Origin of the sequence: Nonomuraea sp. SYSU D8015, assembly GCF_008065375.1 — a bacterium.
Classification (GTDB): domain Bacteria; phylum Actinomycetota; class Actinomycetes; order Streptosporangiales; family Streptosporangiaceae; genus Nonomuraea.
Map to the genome: position 1 here is coordinate 500,192 of NZ_VJYI01000003.1, position 18,212 is coordinate 518,403.

Below are 18,212 nucleotides of genomic sequence, written 5' to 3' on the forward strand. Positions count from 1 at the left end.
ATGGCCGGGCATGTCGCAAGGTGCCCTCGTACCCCTGCGCCATGCCCGCCACTCCGAAGTCGACCAGGTCAGGCCCAGGACCGGAGGCAATTTCAAGTTTTTTGTAAGCGTCCGACCGAATTGACGGTTACGGCCCTCCAACGGCGCGGCGCAGGCGGCCGAACTGGGCACGTACGGCGACTTCTCGCGAATGTTCGAGCGCAGCGCTGCGCTACAGCTGGACCTACTGAGCCAGCAGGGCGAAGCGGCGGGCGGTCGCCCTGAGCGGGCGCCCGCGCTCCATGTCGGCGTGCAGGGCGCGCAGCCGGGAGGAGTACGTGTCCACGTCGAAGTCCGGCACCTGCCAGGAGATCACCCGGAGGAACAGGACGAGTGCGCCGATGTCGTGGAACGTGGTGGTGAAGCTCGCCTCCTGGCTCCAGATGACCTCCAGTCCGGCGCTCGCCGCGGTGAGGTCCCAGTCGCGGTCCTCGTGCGGCGGGCCGCCCAGCGCCTCGTTGATCTCCTCCAGGTCGCGGCCGGCGACCTGCTGGGTCACGAACGTGCCGCCGGGGGCCAGGAGGCGGCGGATCTCGCGCGGGTCGTACGCCGTGTGGCGGCTGACGACCAGGTCGAAGGAGCCGTCGGGGAGCGCCGTGGCGGACTCGGCCACTTCGACGCCCAGCGGCTCGAGGCGGCGGCGGGCGACCGGGACATTCGGCGGATGGCTCTCGGTGGCGGTGGTGCGGGGCGGGAGCGGCGCCAGGGACGCCAGCAGCTCGCCGCCCCCGGTGCCGAGGTCGAGCAGGGCCTTGGTCTTCGGCAGCCGGTCGCGGACGAGGTGCTCGTAGTCCCACGGCAGGGTGCCGTCGTCGGTGACGCGCCCGCGGAACATGGTGAAGTCCCAGCCTTCGAACGGTGTGGTGAGCGCCTCGTGGATCAGCTTCTCGTAGCCCATGGGCGTGATCATGCCGTGCGGGTCCGCCCGTCCGCGCCTCATTTTCCGGTCGGGACCATCATGCCGGCGGGCGGGGCGGGGTGCTTTCGCGTAGCACGACGTCGGCCGGGAGGCAGACGGAGGCGCTGTCCTCGTCCGACAGCGCGAGCCGCATCGCGGTCAGGCCGGCCTCGCGCAGCGGCACCGCCACCGACGTCAGCGCGGGCACCACGTCCACCGCCGAGCCGATGTCGTCGAACCCCGCCACCCCGATGTCGCGTCCGGGCACCACCCCGGCGTCGCGGAAGGCCGTCATGGCGCCGATGGCCATCACGTCGTTGACCGCGAACACCGCCTCCACGTCGTCGAACCCCCGCTCCACCAGCCGCCGCGCCGCGTCGTGGCCGCCCGCGCGGGTGAAGCCGGTCTCGATCGCGACCGGCTCCGGAGCCCCCGCCGCGCGCACGGCGGACAGGAAGCCGGCGTGCCGGTCGCGGGAGGTGCGGATCTCGGCGGGCGCGTGGAAGACGGCGAAGCGCCGGTAGCCGGCGTCGAGCAAAGCCCGCGCGAGCCGTTCCGCGCCGCCGTGGTTGTCGACGGTGACGGTGCTGAACGGCAGGTCGCGCTGGCTGATCATGACGACCCGCCCGCCGGCCGTGCGGTATTCGGCCAGCTCCTCCGTCAGCGAGTCGCGGGTGCCTGTGCCCTCGATGCGGCTGCCCGCGACGATGATGACGCGGGGCCGCTGCCCGCGCAGGGTCCTGACGATCTCCAGCTCCCGCTCCGGCGACCCGTCCGCCACCGCCATGGTGACGATGAGCTGCGCGGCCTCGGCGGCCTGGGTGACCCCGGCGGCGATCGAGGAGAAGTAGGGGTCGGCCACGTCGCGGATCACCAGCGCGACGGTCCTGGTGGAGCCCTTGGCGATGGCCTGGGCCGACAGGTGGGGCTCGTAGCCGAGCTTGGCCGCCGCCGCCCGGACCCGGGAGGCGTTCTCCGATCTGACGTTGCGCGCGCTGCCGTTGAGCGCGCGCGACGCCGTGGCGATCGAGACGCCGGCCTCCCGGGCGACGTCGTGCAGGGTCGGCGGGGAGGAGTGAGCCATCGACCCGTCATCCATACTGGTCATTTTGTCACTAGCGTCAGTGGCTCGCTCCTGGTGGCGCCGGCTGCGTTCACCAGCTCGGCGACGTAGGTGTGCGTGCCCGCCGACCGGCCCGTCAGCGACGTGGCGGCGCTCTGGGCGTCCGGGGTGTCCGCGGCGAGCCGCTGGGTGTCGACGAGCACGCCGTCCTCGTAGAGCCGGTACGCGGTGGCGTTGGTGCCCCACCACATGTTCATGCGGATCGTGTAGTCGCCGTCGCCGTCCCAGTTGTCGGAGCCGAGCACGGGCTCTCCCGGGTTCGCGTCCTCGACCTCGACCTTCACCGACGTGGTGGCGGTGCGGCCGGCCTGGTTGAGCAGCTCGCCGGTGTAGACGTAGGTGCCGTTCCCGCGTCCGGTGACCGGGATCGACGTCTTCTGGGCGGACGGGGTCTTCGGGGTCAGGTCGCGCCTGGCGATCTCCTTGCCGTTCTCGTACAGGACGAAGACGCTCGCGTTGACGCCGTGCCAGAGGTTCATGGTCACGTCGTACGTGCCGTCGTGCAGGCCGTGCTCCCAGCCGCTGGTCGTCGAGAGCGCGGCGGTGGCGGGCGGCGCGGTCGCGCCGTCCTGCGGCAGCCCCGGTCCCGTGACCGTGACCTCGTACGTGGCGTCGGCCGTGCCGTCCTCCGACACCACCTTGATCGTGACCTCGGCGGGGATGGGGATGGCGGGCGACTTCGTCCCGGTCGTGACCGGGTGTCCCTGGACCGTGACGGCGGCCTTGGGGTTGAGCGCGGTGGGGGTGAAGGCGACGCGGTCGCCGGGGACGGCGAGGGTGTAGGCGCGCACGTCGGGGTCGAAGGCCGGGTCGAGGGTGCCCGCGTCGGGGACGAGGGCGGACAGGGTGGTGTCCTGGGCGAGCGGCCGCCGCTTGATCTGCAGGGTGTGGCCGCCCTCGGTGCCGTCCTCGGCGGTGACCACGATGCGGACGTCGGCGCCGGTGTCGCCGAGCGTGATCCGCCGCGTGGCCCGGGCGCCCTCGGTGCGCTCGCCGTCGATGGCCACGGAGCGGGCGAAGGGGCTGCGGGCCACGGCCGTCACCTCGACCTCGGCCACCCGCGCGGGGACCTCGAGCATCATGTCCTCGGGCGCGCCCTCGCCGGTGTCGACGCTGAGCAGGGCGGTGTCGTCGCGGGCCAGTCCCACGCCTTGGGAGACCCGGATGTCGTCGAGGTCGATGGCGCCGTAGTTGCTGCTGTTGGCGTAGTAGTCGATCTGCGCCACGGTGTCCATCGGGTTCCTGAACGCGGCGTCGTCGAGGGCGCGGCGGCCGTCGATGAGCAGGTCGAAGCGCTGGTTCACGGTGTCGATCACGGCCGCGACGTGGTAGCGGCGGCCGGGCTCGTAGGAGCCCAGGGTCTTGGTGGTGGTGCCGGCGTAGGCGACGATCGTGTTCTTGGTGAACGCGACGCTGACGGCGTTCTGGCCGCCGGGGCCCCTGACGTAGGGGACGGCCCACCAGTGGTTGCCCGAGGTGTGGGCCTGCGGGCTCATGACGCTCGCCTCGACGGTCACGATGCCCTTCAGCGCGAACGCCTGCGCGAGGCTCGTGCTGCCGCTGTTCGCCGTACGGGTGAGGCGGGCCGTCTTGTCGCCGGTGACCTCGACGCTCCCGCCCGCGGCGCTCACCGTGAGGCCGTTGCCGCTGGTCAGAGGCCCGGCCGGCAGGTCGTCGAAGTCGTGCACCGCGATGAGGTCCGGCGTCGGGCGGACGAGGAGAAGCGCGCCGGCGTCGGTGGCCGTGGCCGGCTCGACCTTCAGGCCGGAGCGGGTCGCCGCCACGTGGCCGCCGGCCTCGGCGCGGATCGTGTACCCCTCCCCCATGGGCACGTTCTCCGCCGTGAAGCCGCCGTCGGCGCCGCTGGTGGCGGTGGCGAGCGCCTGGTCGCCGTCCTTGACGGTGACGGTCGCGCCGGGCAGCGGCTGGGCGGCCTGATCAAGCACCCGGCCGGTGACCGAGCCGACCACGCTGGTCGAGGCCAGGGTGAGGTGGACGGTGGCGACGTTGCCGAAACGCACGTCGACCGTTGTGGTGGCGCCGGCGTAGCCGTTCCTGGCGGCCGTGACCCGGACGCCGTCGGCGAACGGGATGGCGTGGAGCGCGAAGCGGCCGTCGGCGCCTGTTGTCGCGGTCACGCCGGCCCCGCTCGATGTCACGGTCACGGTCGCGCCGCTGATCGGGGCGCCGGACGGGCTGCGTACGGTGCCGATGACGGACTCGGTCGTGGCGCCCTCGGCGGTGGCGTACTCGAAGGCGCCGATGTCGGGTCCGCCGTTGTAGAGGGTGGCGCCGGCGTAGTCGCGGCCGCCGTTCCCGGTGATCTCGGCGCCGGTGTCGATCGCCTGCGAGCCTGAGGTGACGCGCAGGCCGTGGGCGGTGGCGAGCTGGGGTCCCGTCTCCGGTGTGCCGTGGGGGCCGTCGAGCGGGGCGTCGGCGAAGCGCGGGCCGGCGACCACCGCGTCCTTGTCGGAGGCGGGGACGGCCAGGTCGGCGCCGCCGTACAGGTTGTGGCTGTAGGTGATGGTCGGGCTGGTCGTCAGGGTGGCGGCGGCGCGGGTCGAGTACAGGAGGTTGTTGGTGATGTCGTAGCGGGCTTCGAGGTAGCTGCCGTAGCCGTAGATGAGATAGGCGGATTTGTCGTTGTAAATCGTGTTGTTGTAGATCTTCGCCGTGGCGGCCCGGTCGGAGTGCAGGTAGATCTGGTAGCGGGTGTTGCTCGCGATCACGTTGTTCCTGACGATCGCGTCGCCGAAGGCGAACTGGCACAGCAGCACGCCGTCACCATTGCCGTGCAGGTAGTTGTACTGCACGACCTGCCGCGTGGTGCCCTTGTCCGGGTCGATGCCGTTGGAGTCTGCGCCACCGGCCTTCTGCTGCGTCTCGTACACCTCGTTGAACTGGAACGTCACGTCGTCGGCGTAGTACGTCTCGATGCCGGAGGTCCCGGCCCGGTAGACGACGTTGCGCTCGACGAGGGCGCCGCGCACGTTGGTGAGGTACATGCCGTTGCACCCGTACGCCGTGTCGGCCTGGGTGACGTAGTTGTTCCTGATGACAACGTTGGTGTGGGGTGTGAACTTCGGGTCGTCGGGGCTCGTGCGGGTGCCCCAGCCGGTCGGCGTCGCGATCGTCTCGCCGGCGTCGTTCTTGCCGTCGCCGGTGTACTGCTTGACGACGATGCCCGCGAACGACGTGTTGCGTACCGTGGAGTTCTGGATCACCACGTCGTTGAGCACGGTGGCCCGGTCCGGCGGGTTGCGGACGTCCGGCACGGTGGTGTCGAAGACGATGCCGCCGGTCTTCTTCGAGCCGTCCCAGCCGGTCTGGAACCGCACGCCCGGCGCGTTGTTCTCGACGCTGCCGCCGATCCAGTTGACCTGGCCGGTGACGTCGTGCACGTCCACGCCGTCGATGACGAACCCGTCGAGGGTCTGGCTGTTGTCGCCCGAGACGTGGATGCCGCGCAGGTCGCGCAGGTTCTCGCCGGGCGTGCCGGTGACGGGGACCTCGTTGGTGACCTCCAGGTTGCGGATCGTCCAGTGCTCCTGGTTGAACAGCCGGACGGCGTCGGCGACCTGGCCCGCGCCGTCGATGCGGGGTTTGCCGCCCTCGCCGTAGCGGTCGACGGTGATGGGGGCGCCGCTCTCGCCCGAGCCCTTGGGCCAGAGCTGCCCGGCCCACCGCTGACCGGCCCGCAGCAGGATGCGGTCGCCGGGCGCGAACGTGGTGGCGTTCACCTTGGCCAGGCTCTTCCAGGCGTGCGCCTCGTCCAGGCCGGAGGCCGCGTCGTCGCCGGCGGCGGCGTCGACGTAGTAGGTCCTGCCCGCCTGCGCCGACGCGGAGGCGGGCTGGGCGGGCAGGGCGAGCGCCGCGACCATGGCGGCGGCCGACATCATGCGCAAGAGGGTCAGCGTGCGGATGAGGGGCATCGCCGTACTCCTAGGTGGGGGGTGAGGGTGTCCCGGCGGGTGTTTCAGTGCACGATCGGGTGGGCGACGTCGTGGGCGCGCAGGTGGCCGCACATGCCCCACCGCTGCTGCGGCGGGCTCTCCATCAGCGCGGACCGCTGGAGGTGCGAGCCGTCGCCGCGGTCGAGGGCGTCGAGGATCTCCGCGGTGCGGCGGGTCTCCTGGGCGACCGTGCTCTCCCAGATCTCCCGCCAGCCCGCGACCTTGGGCCGGACCAGGGTGACCGCGCTGTCGTAGAAGCGCCGCAGTTCCGCGGGGTCGCCCGCCAGCCGCAGGAAGCCTTCCACGGCCAGCTCACGCCGCCGCGCGACCGCCTCCTCGACGTCCGCCGCGGGCCCACCGACGGGCCCACCGACGGGCCCACTGATGGGCAGGGCTGCGGCCTCCCGGTAGCGGTCGGGGTCGGCCACGATCTCGGGCGGGAACGTCATGACCGCGTCGCCGGCCTCGGGCAGGCCGGCGTTCGACATGACGACCACGACCTCCAGGCCGCCCTTGTTGATCGCCCGGTGAATGGTGCCGGGCGTGAACCACACGGTCGAGCCGGCGCTCAGCTCCGTCTCGCGCAGGCCGTTCATGTCGAGGGTCTGGAGCGCGCCGCGGCCGCCGACGACGACGTACGCCTCGGTGGAGGCGGTGTGCAGATGCGGCGTGCCGCCCTCCAGGCCGTCGGCGCACGCTCCCGTGTAGACCGTCAGCCGGCTGATCGACGTGCCGCCGGGGAAGGTCATGCCAGCGCCGCCCGTCCCTGCTTGGCCAGCTGCGCCGTGCCGTCCTCGCCGCGGTCGCCGTCGGCGATCACGACCGCGTACCTGAAGCGGAGCTTCTCGCCGTCCGGCAGCGGCACCTCCTCGCTGAAGAACGGCGCCGGGCACAGGCACGCGAAGTCCTCGCTGCGCGCGAACCACTGCGGCGGGTGCTGCGGGTTCGCGGCGTCGTCGACCATGACGACCGTCGAGCGGTCGCCGGTCTCGTCGTGCCTGCCGCGGAAGGCGAACCAGTCGGCCCGCGTGCCGCGCAGCTCGTCGCCGCCCGCCCCTTCCGGCGACTGGATGATCCCGCCGGTGAACGACCGGGGGCCGCGCCAGAACAGGCCGCCGTAGCCGGCGTTCTCGCGGCCCTTCGTGGTCGGGGAGCCGAAGTCGAGCGTGCCGCCGGACACGTTCGTCATCTCCGTCTCGAACACCAGCGCCCAGGCCGTGTCGTCCAGGACGGTCGCGGCCAGCGAGCGCCGCTCCTCGATGACCGGGGCGCCGGCCTGGGAGGACCAGTCGAGCGTGTGCCCGATCTCGACGCGGTCGTCGCCGGCGGTCAGCGTGGTCATCTCGCGGTGCGTGGCGCTGCCGTTGTTGTCGAGCTGCACGTAGCCCTTGCCGGTCACGTACGTCGGGCCGCCCCAGAAGTTGTGCTCGCCCACGTGCGGCAGCGACCAGGCGATGCCCTTGTGCCAGACGTGGTCGTGCGGCCGGAACAACGACACCAGCCGGCCGCCGAGCGTCCTGATCGGATGCAGGTACGGCTTTGGCGACTCCAGCACCGGCGTGTCCGGGCGGTAGACGTAGCTGAACAGCTCGACGTCGCCCGCCGACACGCCGACCGACCGGCCGAGCGCGTGATCAACCTGCAGGGTCACTTGTTCCTCACCTTTTCCCATGGGGTTCCCGTGCCCTCCATCGTCCGGGCGAACGGGCTGTCGGCAGTGATCTGTCCGCTTCGCACGCGCTCGCCGGTGAAGGCGGAGGCGTACAGGGCGGCGATGAACTCCATCGTCCGCCTGGCGTCCCCGGCGGTGACCGGGGGCGCCTGGCCCTGGTCGAGGGCGTCGAGCACGGCGGCGAACCAGCCCTCGTGGCTGCTCGGCACGGTGCTGCGACCCTGTGTCCAGAGGTCGGCCACGTTCTCGTGGCCGGGCGCGGGGGTGATCGTCCAGTCGTCGTCGGTGTAGCCGTACAGGTGCTCGACCTCGACCGTGGCGTGCTCGTAGTCGAAGCGCAGCTCGGAGGTCTGGCGCGGCGACACCACCGAGTTGACGACAGTGGCGACCGCGCCGTTCTCGAACGTCACCAGCGCCATCGACACGTCTTCAGTGTCGACGGAGCGGGCCCGGCGGGCGGCCGTCGCCGTGACCTCATGCCATGGGCCGAGCACCGACAGGAGCAGGTCGAACTGGTGGATGCCGTGTCCCATCGTCGGGCCGCCGCCCTCCGACCCCCAGGTGCCGCGCCACGGGACGGCGTAGTAGGACTCGTCGCGGTACCACTGGGTGAGGCAGGTCGCCAGCAGCGGGCGGCCCAGGTCACCGGCGTCCTGCAGGCGGCGCAGGCGCAGCGCGCCCGCGCCGAAGCGATGCTGCAGGACGGTCGCGACGTGCGCCGTCGATCGGCTCTCCGCCTCGATCAGCGTGTCGAACTCGGCCAGCGACAGCGTCGGCGGCTTCTCCACTAAGGCCGTCGCGCCCGCCTCCAGGCATTCGACGGCCTGCGGCGCGTGCAGCCGCGGCGGCGTGCACAGGTGGACGAGGTCCACCTGCTCCTCCCGCAGCAGCTCGGTCAGGCTCCCGTGAGCCCGCGGGACGTCCCAGGTCCCCGCGAACTCCTTGGCCCGGCCGAGATCCACGTCGGCCACGGCGACGAGCGTCGCCCTGCCGCCGGAGGCGGCGATGGCCCGGGCATGGGCGGTGGCGATCCCACCGGTGCCGACGACGGCGGCCCGGTAGCTGGGTTGAGACAAGGTGATGACTCCTGGTTGAAGGGGGATCAGGCGCCGTCGATCTCCGTCTGCAGCTCCTTGATGAACGACTTGGCGGCCTGCTCCGGCGTGAGCCGGTCGAACAGCACCTCTTCGGTGTGCCGTTTGATGATGGCTTCGAGATTACTGGCGCCGTTCGGGGTCACCCTGGGCGCGGTGCCGACTTTGATCGTGTCCAGGAACTCGACCGCCGCCTTGTCGGTCTCCCCCAGCTTCGGGGTGATGGCGGCGCGGATCTTCGTGTTCGCGGGGACGCCGCGGTCGGTCAGCAGGATGTTCGCCGCCTCCTCGCTGTTGGCCAGGAAGTCCACGAACACCGCGGCCTCGGCCGGGTGCTTGCTCCGCGAGGAGATCGACCAGAACATCGAGGGCTTGTAGTACGCGGCCGGGGAGGACGCCTGGGACTCGCCGGGGAGCCTGAGCAGCTTCAGCTTGGAGCCGCTGGCCGCCGACAGCGACGTGAGCTGGGTGTTCCACCAGGTGGCGAAGACGGAGGCGTTGGTGGCCGTGCCGGACTGGTCCAGCGGGCCGCCGGCCCGCTCGATGGTCACCGACGGCGCCGGGGAGACGCCGGACTTGGCCAGGTCCTTGATGAAGGTCCAGTAGCTCGCCAGGACGTTCTCCGGCACGGCGACCTTGCCTGCCACGTCGAACAGGGCGGCGCCGTTCTGCCGGGCCCAGATGTTGAGACTGCCGGCGTCGAAGCCGAAGGACTGGACGCCGGTGACCTTGCCGCCGCCCGCCTTCGACACCTCGGCGCCGGCCTTCTTGAAGTCGTCCCAGGACCAGGTGCCGTCGTCCGGGAGCTTGATCTTGAACTGGTCGAGGAGGTCGGTGTTGGCGACGATCGCGTACGTGCTCAGTCCGACGGGGATCGCGTACTGCTTGCCCTTGACGATGCCGGTGTCCAGGGCGGACTTGTCGAAGTCGGCGGTCTTGAGGTGTTTCGTGGCGGTCCCGAGGTCGAGGAGGGCGCCGCGCTCGGCGTACGAGGCGAGGTAGAGCTCGTCCATCTGGATGACGTCGGGCGCGTCGTTGGCGGCCACGGTGGTCGCCAGGCTCTCCCAATAGCCGTTCCAGTCCTTGAACTCGCCTTTGACGGTGATGTTCGGGTGCTTCTTCTGGAAGAGATCGATGACCTGCTGCGTGCGCTTGTGCCGCTCGTCCGCGCCCCACCAGGTGAAGCGGAGGGTGACCGGCTCCTTCGACAGCTCTTGACCGGCGCTTCCGCCGCCGCTGCCGCAGGCGGTGAGCATGAGTGCCGCCGCGGCGGCAAGGGCGATTCGTCTCATGATGGTTCCTCTTCGGGGGGTTACTTGCCGCCGGTGGTGGCGATGCCTCGGATGAGGTAGCGCTGGCCGACCAGGAAGGCGAGGAAGACCGGAGCCAGGGACACGACGCTCATGGCGAACATGGATCCCCAGGAGGTCTGAACGGTGGCGTCCACGAAGGAGCGCAGCGCCACCGGCACGGTGTACATCTCCGGGTCCGTCAGGTAGATGAGCTGGCCGAAGAAGTCGTTCCACGTCCAGATGAAGGTGAAGATCACGGTCGTGGCGAGGGCCGGCAGCATCAGGGGCAGGATGATCCGCAGGAAGATGCGGGCGTGGCCGCAACCGTCGATCCTGGCCGCCTCGTCCAGCTCGCGGGGCAGCCCGCGGATGAACTGCACCATGAGGAAGACGAAGAACGCGTCGGTGGCCAGGAACTTCGGCACCACCAGCGGCAGGAACGTGTTCACCCAGTCCAGCTGGGAGAACATGATGTACTGCGGGACGATGATCACGTGGATCGGCAGCATGATCGTGCCGAGCATGATGGCGAACCACAGGCGCTTGCCGGTGAAGTCGAGCCTGGCGAACGCGTACGCCGCCATCGAGCAGGACACCAGGTTGCCGATGATGCAGGCCAGCACCAGGATCGCCGAGTTGGCCAGATAGTGGCCGAACGGGGAGGCCAGGGCGTTCCAGCCTTCGCCGTAATTCTGGATCTGGAGGCTGTCGAGGATCAGGCCGGGGCGGCGGAAGATCTCGTTGTTGGGCCGCAGGCTGCTGACCACCATCCAGAGCACCGGGTAGAGCATCACCAGGGCCAGCAGGAGCAGGCCGGCGTGCCTCAGCAGTTTGCGCAGCTCAGTCATCGTAAACGACCCAGAATTTCGCGGCCCAGAAGTTGATGGCGGTGAACGCGGCGATGATGACGAGGAGCAGCCAGGCGAGGGCGGAGGCGTACCCCATGTCGAAATTTCCGAATCCGCGCTGGTAGAGGTAGAGCGTGTAGAAAAGGGTGGAGTCCGACGGCCCGCCGCTGCCGCCCGAGACCACGAACGCCTGCGTGAACGACTGGAACGCGTGGATGACCTGCAAGACCAGGTTGAAGAAGACGATCGGCGACAGCAGCGGGATCGTGATCCTCCTGAACTGGGTCCACTTGCCTGCCCCGTCCGTGGCCGCGGCCTCGTAGTACATCGCGGGGATCTGGCGCAGGCCCGCCAGGAAGATCACCATGGGGGCGCCGAACGTCCACACGTTCAGGACGATCAGCGTCGACAGCGCGCTGTCGGGGTCGGAGATCCAACCCTTGCCCTCGATGCCGGCCATGGACAACACCTGGTTGAACAGGCCGTCGGCGCCGAAGATCTGCCGCCACAGCACCGCGATGGCCACGGAGGAGCCGAGCAGGGACGGCAGATAGAACGCCGACCGGTAGAACGCCAGACCGCGCAGGCCCTTGTCGAGCAGGAGGGCCAGCGCCAGGGCGCAGGCCAGCTGCAGCGGGACGGAGACGAGGACGTAGACCAGCGTCACGCCGAGCGCCTTGTGCAGGCGGGCGTCGCCGAGCATCCGCATCCAGTTGTCCAGGCCGTTGAAGACCGGTGGCTGGATCAGGTTGTAGTCGGTGAAGCCCAGCACGAACGAGGCGGCGATGGGGCCGGCCGTGATGAACAGCAGGCCCGCGAACCAGGGCAGCAGGAACGCGAACGCGGCCTTGTTGTCCTTCTTGGGTTCTCGTGCGACGCCGAGGGTTCCGCGGCTGCCCTTGCGCATGCGCTGGAGCTCGCCGAGAGCGCTCACGCGGGCCTCCTCGACGCGATCATCCGTGACCTCCTGTCACTGGGAGACGGGGTCCGCCCGGGCTCCGGAAAACGTATTCCGCAGTTTGCATGCTGGTCACGCAAGCGTCAAGAGCGCTACGGTGCCTGTGATCACGGGGCCCGTCACGCGGTGTGAGCGGTCGGCCGATTGACGGCCGGCATCCCGTTACACCACTGCGACCTGCACGAATGCTCGCGGCATGGGTGGGCGAAGTCGCGGTACAGACGCCGGCGCTTGGCCGCGACGCAGCCCCGCACCCCTGTCACCACCCCCGTCGGCCCGCCGCCGGGGCACTCCGGCCGCACACCGCACAGCGGCCCTCGACGAAAGGAGCGGCCATTACGGACAGTAACAATACGACCGGCACAAACACCGCCTGCCCCGCATCGCGCCGACGCCTCGGCACGGACGCTGTCGCGCCGGAGGGAACGCGGTGCGGCGGGGGCCGCGGTGCGGCGGGCGCCGTCACGTCACGCCCAGGCACACGTGGCGGGACCACACCCAGGCCCACCGCAGGCCGGCGCACGTCAACGGCGCGTCCCGGCGCGGCGGCGCGGCGGGTCCAAGCGGCGGGGCGACGCAGCGGGTAGACGGGCGACGGCGGTGCGCGCTGAAGCGGCGACAATCGGGCGCGCGCCGGTGTGGCGGATCGGCGGGGCGATGTCGGTCAGGGGCGATGTCGGTCAGCGGCGATGTCGGTCAGGGGTGGCGGGGGCGGGTGCTGGCGCGGATGATCAGGCGGCCCTCGACGATCAGGCGGCGGGGCTCGGCGGCGTCCGCGAGCGCGAAGCGGATCGCCTCCGCCCCCGCGTCCGCCAAGGGAAGCGCCACCGTCGTCAATCTCGGCGTCACGTCACCGGCCAGCGGAATATCGTCGATCCCGGTCACGGAAACGTCCTCGGGAACGTTTATCCCGGCCGCCCGGAAACCCGACATGGCCCCAATGGCGACGATGTCGTTGAGCGCGAGAACGGCCTGCCGCCCGTCCATTCCCTCATCGGCCAGCCGCCGCGCCGCGTCGAATCCGCCTTGGCGGCTGATTTCGCAGTAAATGGTGCGGATATCCCGCTCGTCAACGCCTCCGGCCCGCAATCCGTCGACGAATCCCGCCGTACGATCGGACGCGGTCCGCAGCTCTCTGACGCCGGCGAATATCGCCACCCGCCGATGCCCGGTCTCCGCGATGAAAGCGCCGGCGGCCCGCCCCGCGCCGTAGTCGTCGAAACCGATCGCGTCGAAGTCCATGTCCGTCTCGCCGACCATGACGACCCGGCCGCCCTCCCGCTCGTACGCGGCCAATTCCTTGTGCAGTCGCCCGCCGAGCGCATTGGCCATGAACCGGCTGGAGGTCAGCACGAGCGCGCGCGGCCGCAGCGACCGCAGCAGGCGGACGGTCTCCAATTGCCGCTCGTGCGCCGCCATGGTGGACGACACGGTGACGAAGGCCCCCGCCGTACGCGCCTCGCGCTCCATCGCGGCCACGACCATGGCGATGGACGGCGTCGTGAGGTCGTCGGCGACGAGCGCGATGTTGTCGCTCGCCCGGCGCATCGCCCTGGCCGAGGCGTCCACCGTGTACCGCAGGGCCGCGGCCGCGGCCAGCACGCGGGCCTCGTACTCGGGCGCGACCTTCCGGGTGCTGCCGCCCAGGACCCGGGACGCGGTGGCGACCGAGACCCCCGCCGCCGCGGCCACGTCGTGCAGCGTGACCGTAGGTCGCGCCGCATGGGGCATGTGCGGTGTCCTTTCCGAGGCGTACGGGCCGGTAATGAAGAGTACCTTCCGACACGGCCTCAGGACGTGACCATCACCGTCGCCCGGCGAACCGCACCTTCGGGCCTTCCGGCAGACTGATCGCACAGGGCTGCGCACCTGCCCAGGCCGCCCAGACCGCCAAGCCCACGCGGCCCACGTCACCGACGCCACCCAGGCCAGGGCACCCAGCCAGGGCACCTATGCCGCCCATGCCACCCAGGCTGCCTGTGGACGGACACGAGTTTCTGGCTCTGTCTCACTCCATGGGGTGGGACTACGGAGTGTGAGTTCTGGCGCGCGCGGTTGATGCTGGTCGCGGTCTTGCAACACGTTGCGCATGGGCGTGGCCGTTCTGTCACGATCTGGATCACTCGAAGATCGGCGTGACAGAACGGCCACGTGGGGGTCCATTGTGCTGCACGAGGGGCCCTGTCCCGGTCCGGCCCCTTTCTGCCAGAGGAGCCACCCCCAGGTGGTCACCGGCCTGGGCTTGCCCGCGGTGGGCGAGGCCATGACCGATGCTCCGGCGTGATCCCGGGTCACAGCGGCCATCAACCGTCCCCGGCGCCCTCGGCTGTCGAAGCCGACGGGTTTCCAGGGGAAAGGCAGGCGTCAGAAGCTGCCCGTCCTCGCGTGGCAATCCGGATCGGTGTTGTTGTTGCGGTCGAAGATGAAGTGGAACCTGCCGTACATCGTCCAGCTGCTCGGCACCGAGATCCGCGACGGCGGCGTGTGGCTGCCCGTGCCGTTGTGCGCGGAACCCGTCTTCCAGCGGTAGATGACGTCATCCTCGCCCCAGGAGATGTCTCTCTTCAACTCGATGACGACGTTGTTCTTGGTCGAGCCGGACTGGCCGTTGATGTTCCAGCGGTAGCCGTGAATGACGCTGCTGTTCGTCCTGGAGTCGTGGTAGAACTCCACCCAGCCGGTGCCGGTGTAGTTGTTGGATGCGGTGCACCCGCCCGGCACCAGTTCGGCGTGTGCCGGAGAGGCGCTCACAGCCGTGAATACGGCGACAGCCGCCCCCGCTGTGAGAATGTTACGGACGGCACTGCGCATGGCCGAATTTCCTTCCTTTAGGCATGTGATGGGCGTTAGAAATTGCTCGTGCGCGCGTAACATTCCGGGTCGCCCAAATTGTTGCGGTCGAAGATGAAGTGGTAACGCGCGTAGACGCGCCACAGCACCGGCATCTCCAGCGCGTACGGCGGCGTGTGGCTGCCGTCGCCGTTCCGCGCCGACCCGGTGGACCAGGTGTAGAGGACAGGGTCGGGGCGGAGGGTGTCGTCTCTCTTGAGCTCGATGATGACGTCGTTCTTGGTCGAGCCGGATTGCTCGTTGATGGTCCAGCTGAAGCTGCTGATGTAGCGGACGCCGGTACCGCCGGTGGTGTAGTTGGCTCGGCCTGTCGCGCTGTAGCCGAGGCTGCTGCAGTTGCCGGAGGAGGAATCGGCCAGTGCGGGAGCAACGTTCGTCACCGTGAAGACCACGGCTGCGGTGGCGGCGATCAAGCCGCGCCGAATGTTCGTTCGCATGATGGCACGCTATTCGAGCGTGCCGATTTCCTGGTTGACGGCCGATAAACGCCCGGCTGCCGAAGGCTGCCGCTGTAGGCGGGAAAACCCGCCCGCCCGTTGCGGTAAGAGGCAGATATGGGCAGAATCGGCGGAAGACGCGGCGATTCAAACGGGGATGGTTGATGCGGCCGGCGCCTCGTTCACTCGGTGAGCTGATTCGCCTGGAACCGCGTCGGGGCCAGCATGATCCAGCGGGAACTCTACGCGGCACGCGGGCTAGAACATACGCACCGTACGTGACGTCGGAAGCGATCGGGCGGTCTCCGGACGCTGTCAAATGGAGCGCCTGGCCCTGCTCTCGCTGCCTGCGCCGCACGCCAACCAGGTGGTCACAAAGCCGACGCGGCAACCAATCTGCGAGCCGTGTTCTCCTGGCCCTCCCGAGCGTTGTTGCCCCAAGCCGCGCGCCTGTGGCTGTCGGCGCTCAATCCGGGACCCGACATCTCCCAGGCCACGGCAGTCTGCCTCGCCGACAGACCGGCCCGTCGGCGCTCACCTGTTCATCGAACACCCGCCCGACACGCATGCCCGGGATGCGGCCTTGGGCGTGAACGGACAACGAGATGCCCCGCCCTGCCGGTCAGGCGAGCTTGCTCCTGACCGCCTCGGCGTCCTGATGGTCCAGCGCGTCGAGGATGCCGAGCGCCTGCCGCCGGGCAGTAATTAATGGCCGCGTCGCACTGCCCTGCAGCGTGGTGCGTGTCGCCGAGGCGGTTGAGAGCGTACGCCCGCTCTGACCAACTGGACGGAGTCACCGGTCTTCCTGATCAGTGCGCAGGCCTGGCTGCTGTGGTCGAGCGCCTCCTCCAGTCGGCCTTGCAGCGGTACCGCATCGCCGACCATCGCCAGGGACTGGCCGCTACCCTCAACAACATCGGCTGGCATTATTGCCAAATCGGCGACTATGCCAAAGGCCTGATCTACAGCCAAGACGCGGTCACTCTCCATCAGGACCTGGGCAACCGACCGGGAGCAGCAGCCGCGTGGGACACCCTTGGACACGCCCATCACCACCTCGGCGACCTCCAACAGAGCACCGCCTCCTATCACAAGGCGCTCGATCTGTTCGTGGAGCTAGGCGATCAATACCACCAAGGGGAAGTCCTCCTCCACCTGGGCGACAACCACGGCGCACTCAACGAGCTCGATGCGGCGCGGCACGCCTGGTCACAGGCCAAAGTCCTGCTGAACGAACTTGATCATCATGACGCCGAGAAGGCGGTGGCTCGCCTCGAGGGTCGGTGAGGCAGAGCGGTCTATCTTCACGCTGAGCCTGCAGGTCAACCGCTTCGGGTTCGTTGGAGGCCATCGCCTGAAGGACGACGTTCTCCCGAGTTCCGCAGTTGGTGGGCAGACGAAAGCAGCGCTCGAACGTCCTGATAGGTCTCGCGTCGACACATTCGGTAGCGCAGGACTGCTCCGCCGTTGCCGGAAAGCAGGAAGCTGTAGCCCGTTGTGCGGCCTCTCGACGCCAACGCGATCATCCTGGTTTCGCTCCGGCTAGCTCGGCCGAACCGGGATGAGGACGATGACCGTGCCGACGATGACGGCGAGTCTGACGATGAGCCGTCGAACGGGAATGCGTGCTACATCCATACCTTGCCTCCTTGCGGTTCGGCTCACACTGCGATCGGGTTCATCGTCGAGCGCACCCTCTCCCCCAGGAACGTGATTCGGCTCAGATCGAAAGTCGCACGACATGGCGCTTACCGGTCAGGCACGTCAGCCGAACGTTCACGTTGACGCCATCGGTGTTCGCCAGCACCGGCCGGATCCGTTCAGTGGCCAGACCCGGCAGCGGTGATTCATCGCATCGCCACGGTCACTCCCCAGCATCCGAGGCATCATCGGAGCAGGGAGAGTTACCTCGGCGGTTCCGCGAACGGGCGTTCAACCACGGAGACTGGCCCGGCCGAGCGAAGCCGCAGGTCAACGTCCAGCGAAAGTGTCCGGCCCGGACACGGGCGGACGGCGTCGCCCACGGGCGGCGGCCGGTGAGGCCAGCGCGGCGCGACCCCCGCGCCTGGTACGCCGCCCGCCTGAGCGAACTCGTTCACGTGGCCCCGCGACCACGGCCAGTTCCTGAAAATGATCGCCCGCAGAGTCAACGCCATTCTCCGCAGCCGCCAGGTCAACGCCACGGTGACCAAGCAGCGGATCAGCGGATGGACAACCGGCCGCGACGTACCCGAGGACGCGCACGTGCAGCAGGCGACTGCCGTCAGGCCTTGAGGAGGGCGGCGGCGAGCTCCGCCGGGCGGGTGAACTGGGCCTCGTGGCTGCCCGGATGCTCGATCACGGGGGTGCCGGCCCCGAGGCGCCGCGGGAAGCGCGGCGTCCAGCCGAACTCGCCGGGCGGCAGCGCGAAGTCCTCCGTGCCGACCACGTAGGCGGCCGGCACGCCGAGCGCCGCGGGATCCACCGGGGCGACGGTCTCGGTGAAGTACCGCATCGGCTGGGGCACCAGCAGGCTGTGGATCAGACGCTGCGTGGTCTCGTCGGCGTCCTGCATGAACGCGGCGCAGAACACCTCGTAGGGGAAGAGGACGCTGTTGTTGCCGGACGCGGCCGCGAGCTGGGTGAACATCTCGGCGTAGTGCGGGGGAACCTCCTCCAGCAGAGGCGTGTCCTCCGCCGGCACGAACGCGCCCCAGTAGACGAGCTTGCGCAGCCGGGGCGCGAGCCGGTGGGCGGCGCCGGTGAGCGGGTAGCCGCCCCAGCTGTGCCCCACCAGGGTGACGTCCCGCAGGTCGGCGCCCTCGACGAGGTCGACGATGAAGTCGCTGACCTCCGCCAGACTGTGTCGCTGGGGGTCGTCGCCGTCGGCCAGCCCGGGCAGGGTGGGGGTGAGGACCTGGTGGCCGGCGGCACGCAGGTGCTGGGCGACGAGCCGCCAGGTCCAGCCCCCGTGACTGGCACCGCTGATGAGGACGAAAGTCTCTGCCATGGCGTCTCCTTGCGACGTGGCGGTACGCCGCCACGTGGCGTGGCGGTCCGTCATTGAAA

At 69.7% G+C, this 18,212-nt stretch carries 15 protein-coding genes; 2 read left to right on the forward strand and 13 right to left on the reverse strand.

Going from position 1 to position 18,212, the window contains the following annotated elements; translation table 11 throughout:
• Nucleotides 1-223: 223 nt before the first annotated feature.
• The 12 genes from ID574_RS17755 to ID574_RS17810 all read right to left on the reverse strand — a co-directional run bounded on the left by ID574_RS17755 (nt 224) and on the right by ID574_RS17810 (nt 15,164).
• Nucleotides 224-937 (reverse strand): class I SAM-dependent methyltransferase, encoded by a 714-nt coding sequence (locus ID574_RS17755; RefSeq protein ID WP_188189988.1) that lies wholly within the window; start codon nt 935-937, stop codon nt 224-226.
• Nucleotides 938-995: 58 nt separating this feature from the next.
• Nucleotides 996-2,036 carry a LacI family DNA-binding transcriptional regulator gene (locus tag ID574_RS17760; RefSeq protein WP_223166800.1) on the reverse strand — a complete coding sequence of 347 codons (1,041 nt, stop codon included), beginning with the start codon at nt 2,034-2,036 and terminating at the stop codon, nt 996-998.
• 5 nt (nt 2,037-2,041) lie between these two features.
• Nucleotides 2,042-5,992: a carboxypeptidase regulatory-like domain-containing protein gene (locus tag ID574_RS17765; protein WP_188189989.1), complete on the reverse strand. Its 3,951-nt coding sequence runs from the start codon at nt 5,990-5,992 to the stop codon at nt 2,042-2,044.
• A gap of 44 nt (nt 5,993-6,036) precedes the next feature.
• Entirely contained in the window at nt 6,037-6,762 is a 726-nt protein-coding gene (locus tag ID574_RS17770) for a cupin domain-containing protein (protein WP_188189990.1), read from the reverse strand.
• A complete protein-coding gene (locus ID574_RS17775; protein WP_223166801.1) occupies nt 6,759-7,664 on the reverse strand; it encodes a DUF6807 domain-containing protein in 906 nt (301 codons plus the stop codon). Before ID574_RS17775 ends, ID574_RS17770 begins: the two co-directional genes overlap by 4 nt.
• Nucleotides 7,661-8,761, reverse strand: a complete 1,101-nt coding sequence (locus ID574_RS17780; protein ID WP_188189992.1) for a Gfo/Idh/MocA family protein — start codon at nt 8,759-8,761, stop codon at nt 7,661-7,663. Before ID574_RS17780 ends, ID574_RS17775 begins: the two co-directional genes overlap by 4 nt.
• A 26-nt stretch (nt 8,762-8,787) precedes the next feature.
• Nucleotides 8,788-10,071: an ABC transporter substrate-binding protein gene (locus ID574_RS17785; protein ID WP_188189993.1), complete on the reverse strand. Its 1,284-nt coding sequence runs from the start codon at nt 10,069-10,071 to the stop codon at nt 8,788-8,790.
• 20 nt (nt 10,072-10,091) lie between these two features.
• Entirely contained in the window at nt 10,092-10,919 is an 828-nt protein-coding gene (locus tag ID574_RS17790) for a carbohydrate ABC transporter permease (protein WP_188189994.1), read from the reverse strand.
• On the reverse strand, nt 10,912-11,826 hold the full coding sequence (locus tag ID574_RS17795; RefSeq protein ID WP_188190296.1) for a carbohydrate ABC transporter permease: 915 nt from the start codon (nt 11,824-11,826) through the stop codon (nt 10,912-10,914). The genes ID574_RS17790 and ID574_RS17795 overlap by 8 nt, the downstream gene beginning before the upstream one ends.
• A gap of 747 nt (nt 11,827-12,573) precedes the next feature.
• The gene (locus tag ID574_RS17800; protein WP_188189995.1) at nt 12,574-13,608 is read right to left on the reverse strand and encodes a LacI family DNA-binding transcriptional regulator; all 1,035 of its coding nucleotides are present in this window, start codon (nt 13,606-13,608) and stop codon (nt 12,574-12,576) included.
• A gap of 633 nt (nt 13,609-14,241) precedes the next feature.
• Nucleotides 14,242-14,628, reverse strand: a complete 387-nt coding sequence (locus ID574_RS17805; RefSeq protein ID WP_188189996.1) for a hypothetical protein — start codon at nt 14,626-14,628, stop codon at nt 14,242-14,244.
• 95 nt (nt 14,629-14,723) lie between these two features.
• Nucleotides 14,724-15,164, reverse strand: a complete 441-nt coding sequence (locus ID574_RS17810) for a hypothetical protein (RefSeq protein WP_188189997.1) — start codon at nt 15,162-15,164, stop codon at nt 14,724-14,726.
• An 831-nt stretch (nt 15,165-15,995) separates the two neighbouring features.
• On the opposite strand from ID574_RS17810, the gene ID574_RS17815 reads away from it, so the two are divergent.
• A complete protein-coding gene (locus ID574_RS17815) occupies nt 15,996-16,451 on the forward strand; it encodes a tetratricopeptide repeat protein (RefSeq protein WP_188189998.1) in 456 nt (151 codons plus the stop codon).
• Between the two features lie 843 nt (nt 16,452-17,294).
• A complete protein-coding gene (locus ID574_RS17820) occupies nt 17,295-17,438 on the forward strand; it encodes a hypothetical protein (protein ID WP_188189999.1) in 144 nt (47 codons plus the stop codon).
• Here the strand turns inward: ID574_RS17820 and ID574_RS17825 are convergent.
• Nucleotides 17,428-18,153, reverse strand: coding sequence for an alpha/beta fold hydrolase (locus ID574_RS17825; protein ID WP_188190000.1), 726 nt, complete (start codon nt 18,151-18,153; stop codon nt 17,428-17,430). The genes ID574_RS17820 and ID574_RS17825 overlap by 11 nt on opposite strands.
• Between the last annotated feature and the right edge of the window lie 59 nt (nt 18,154-18,212).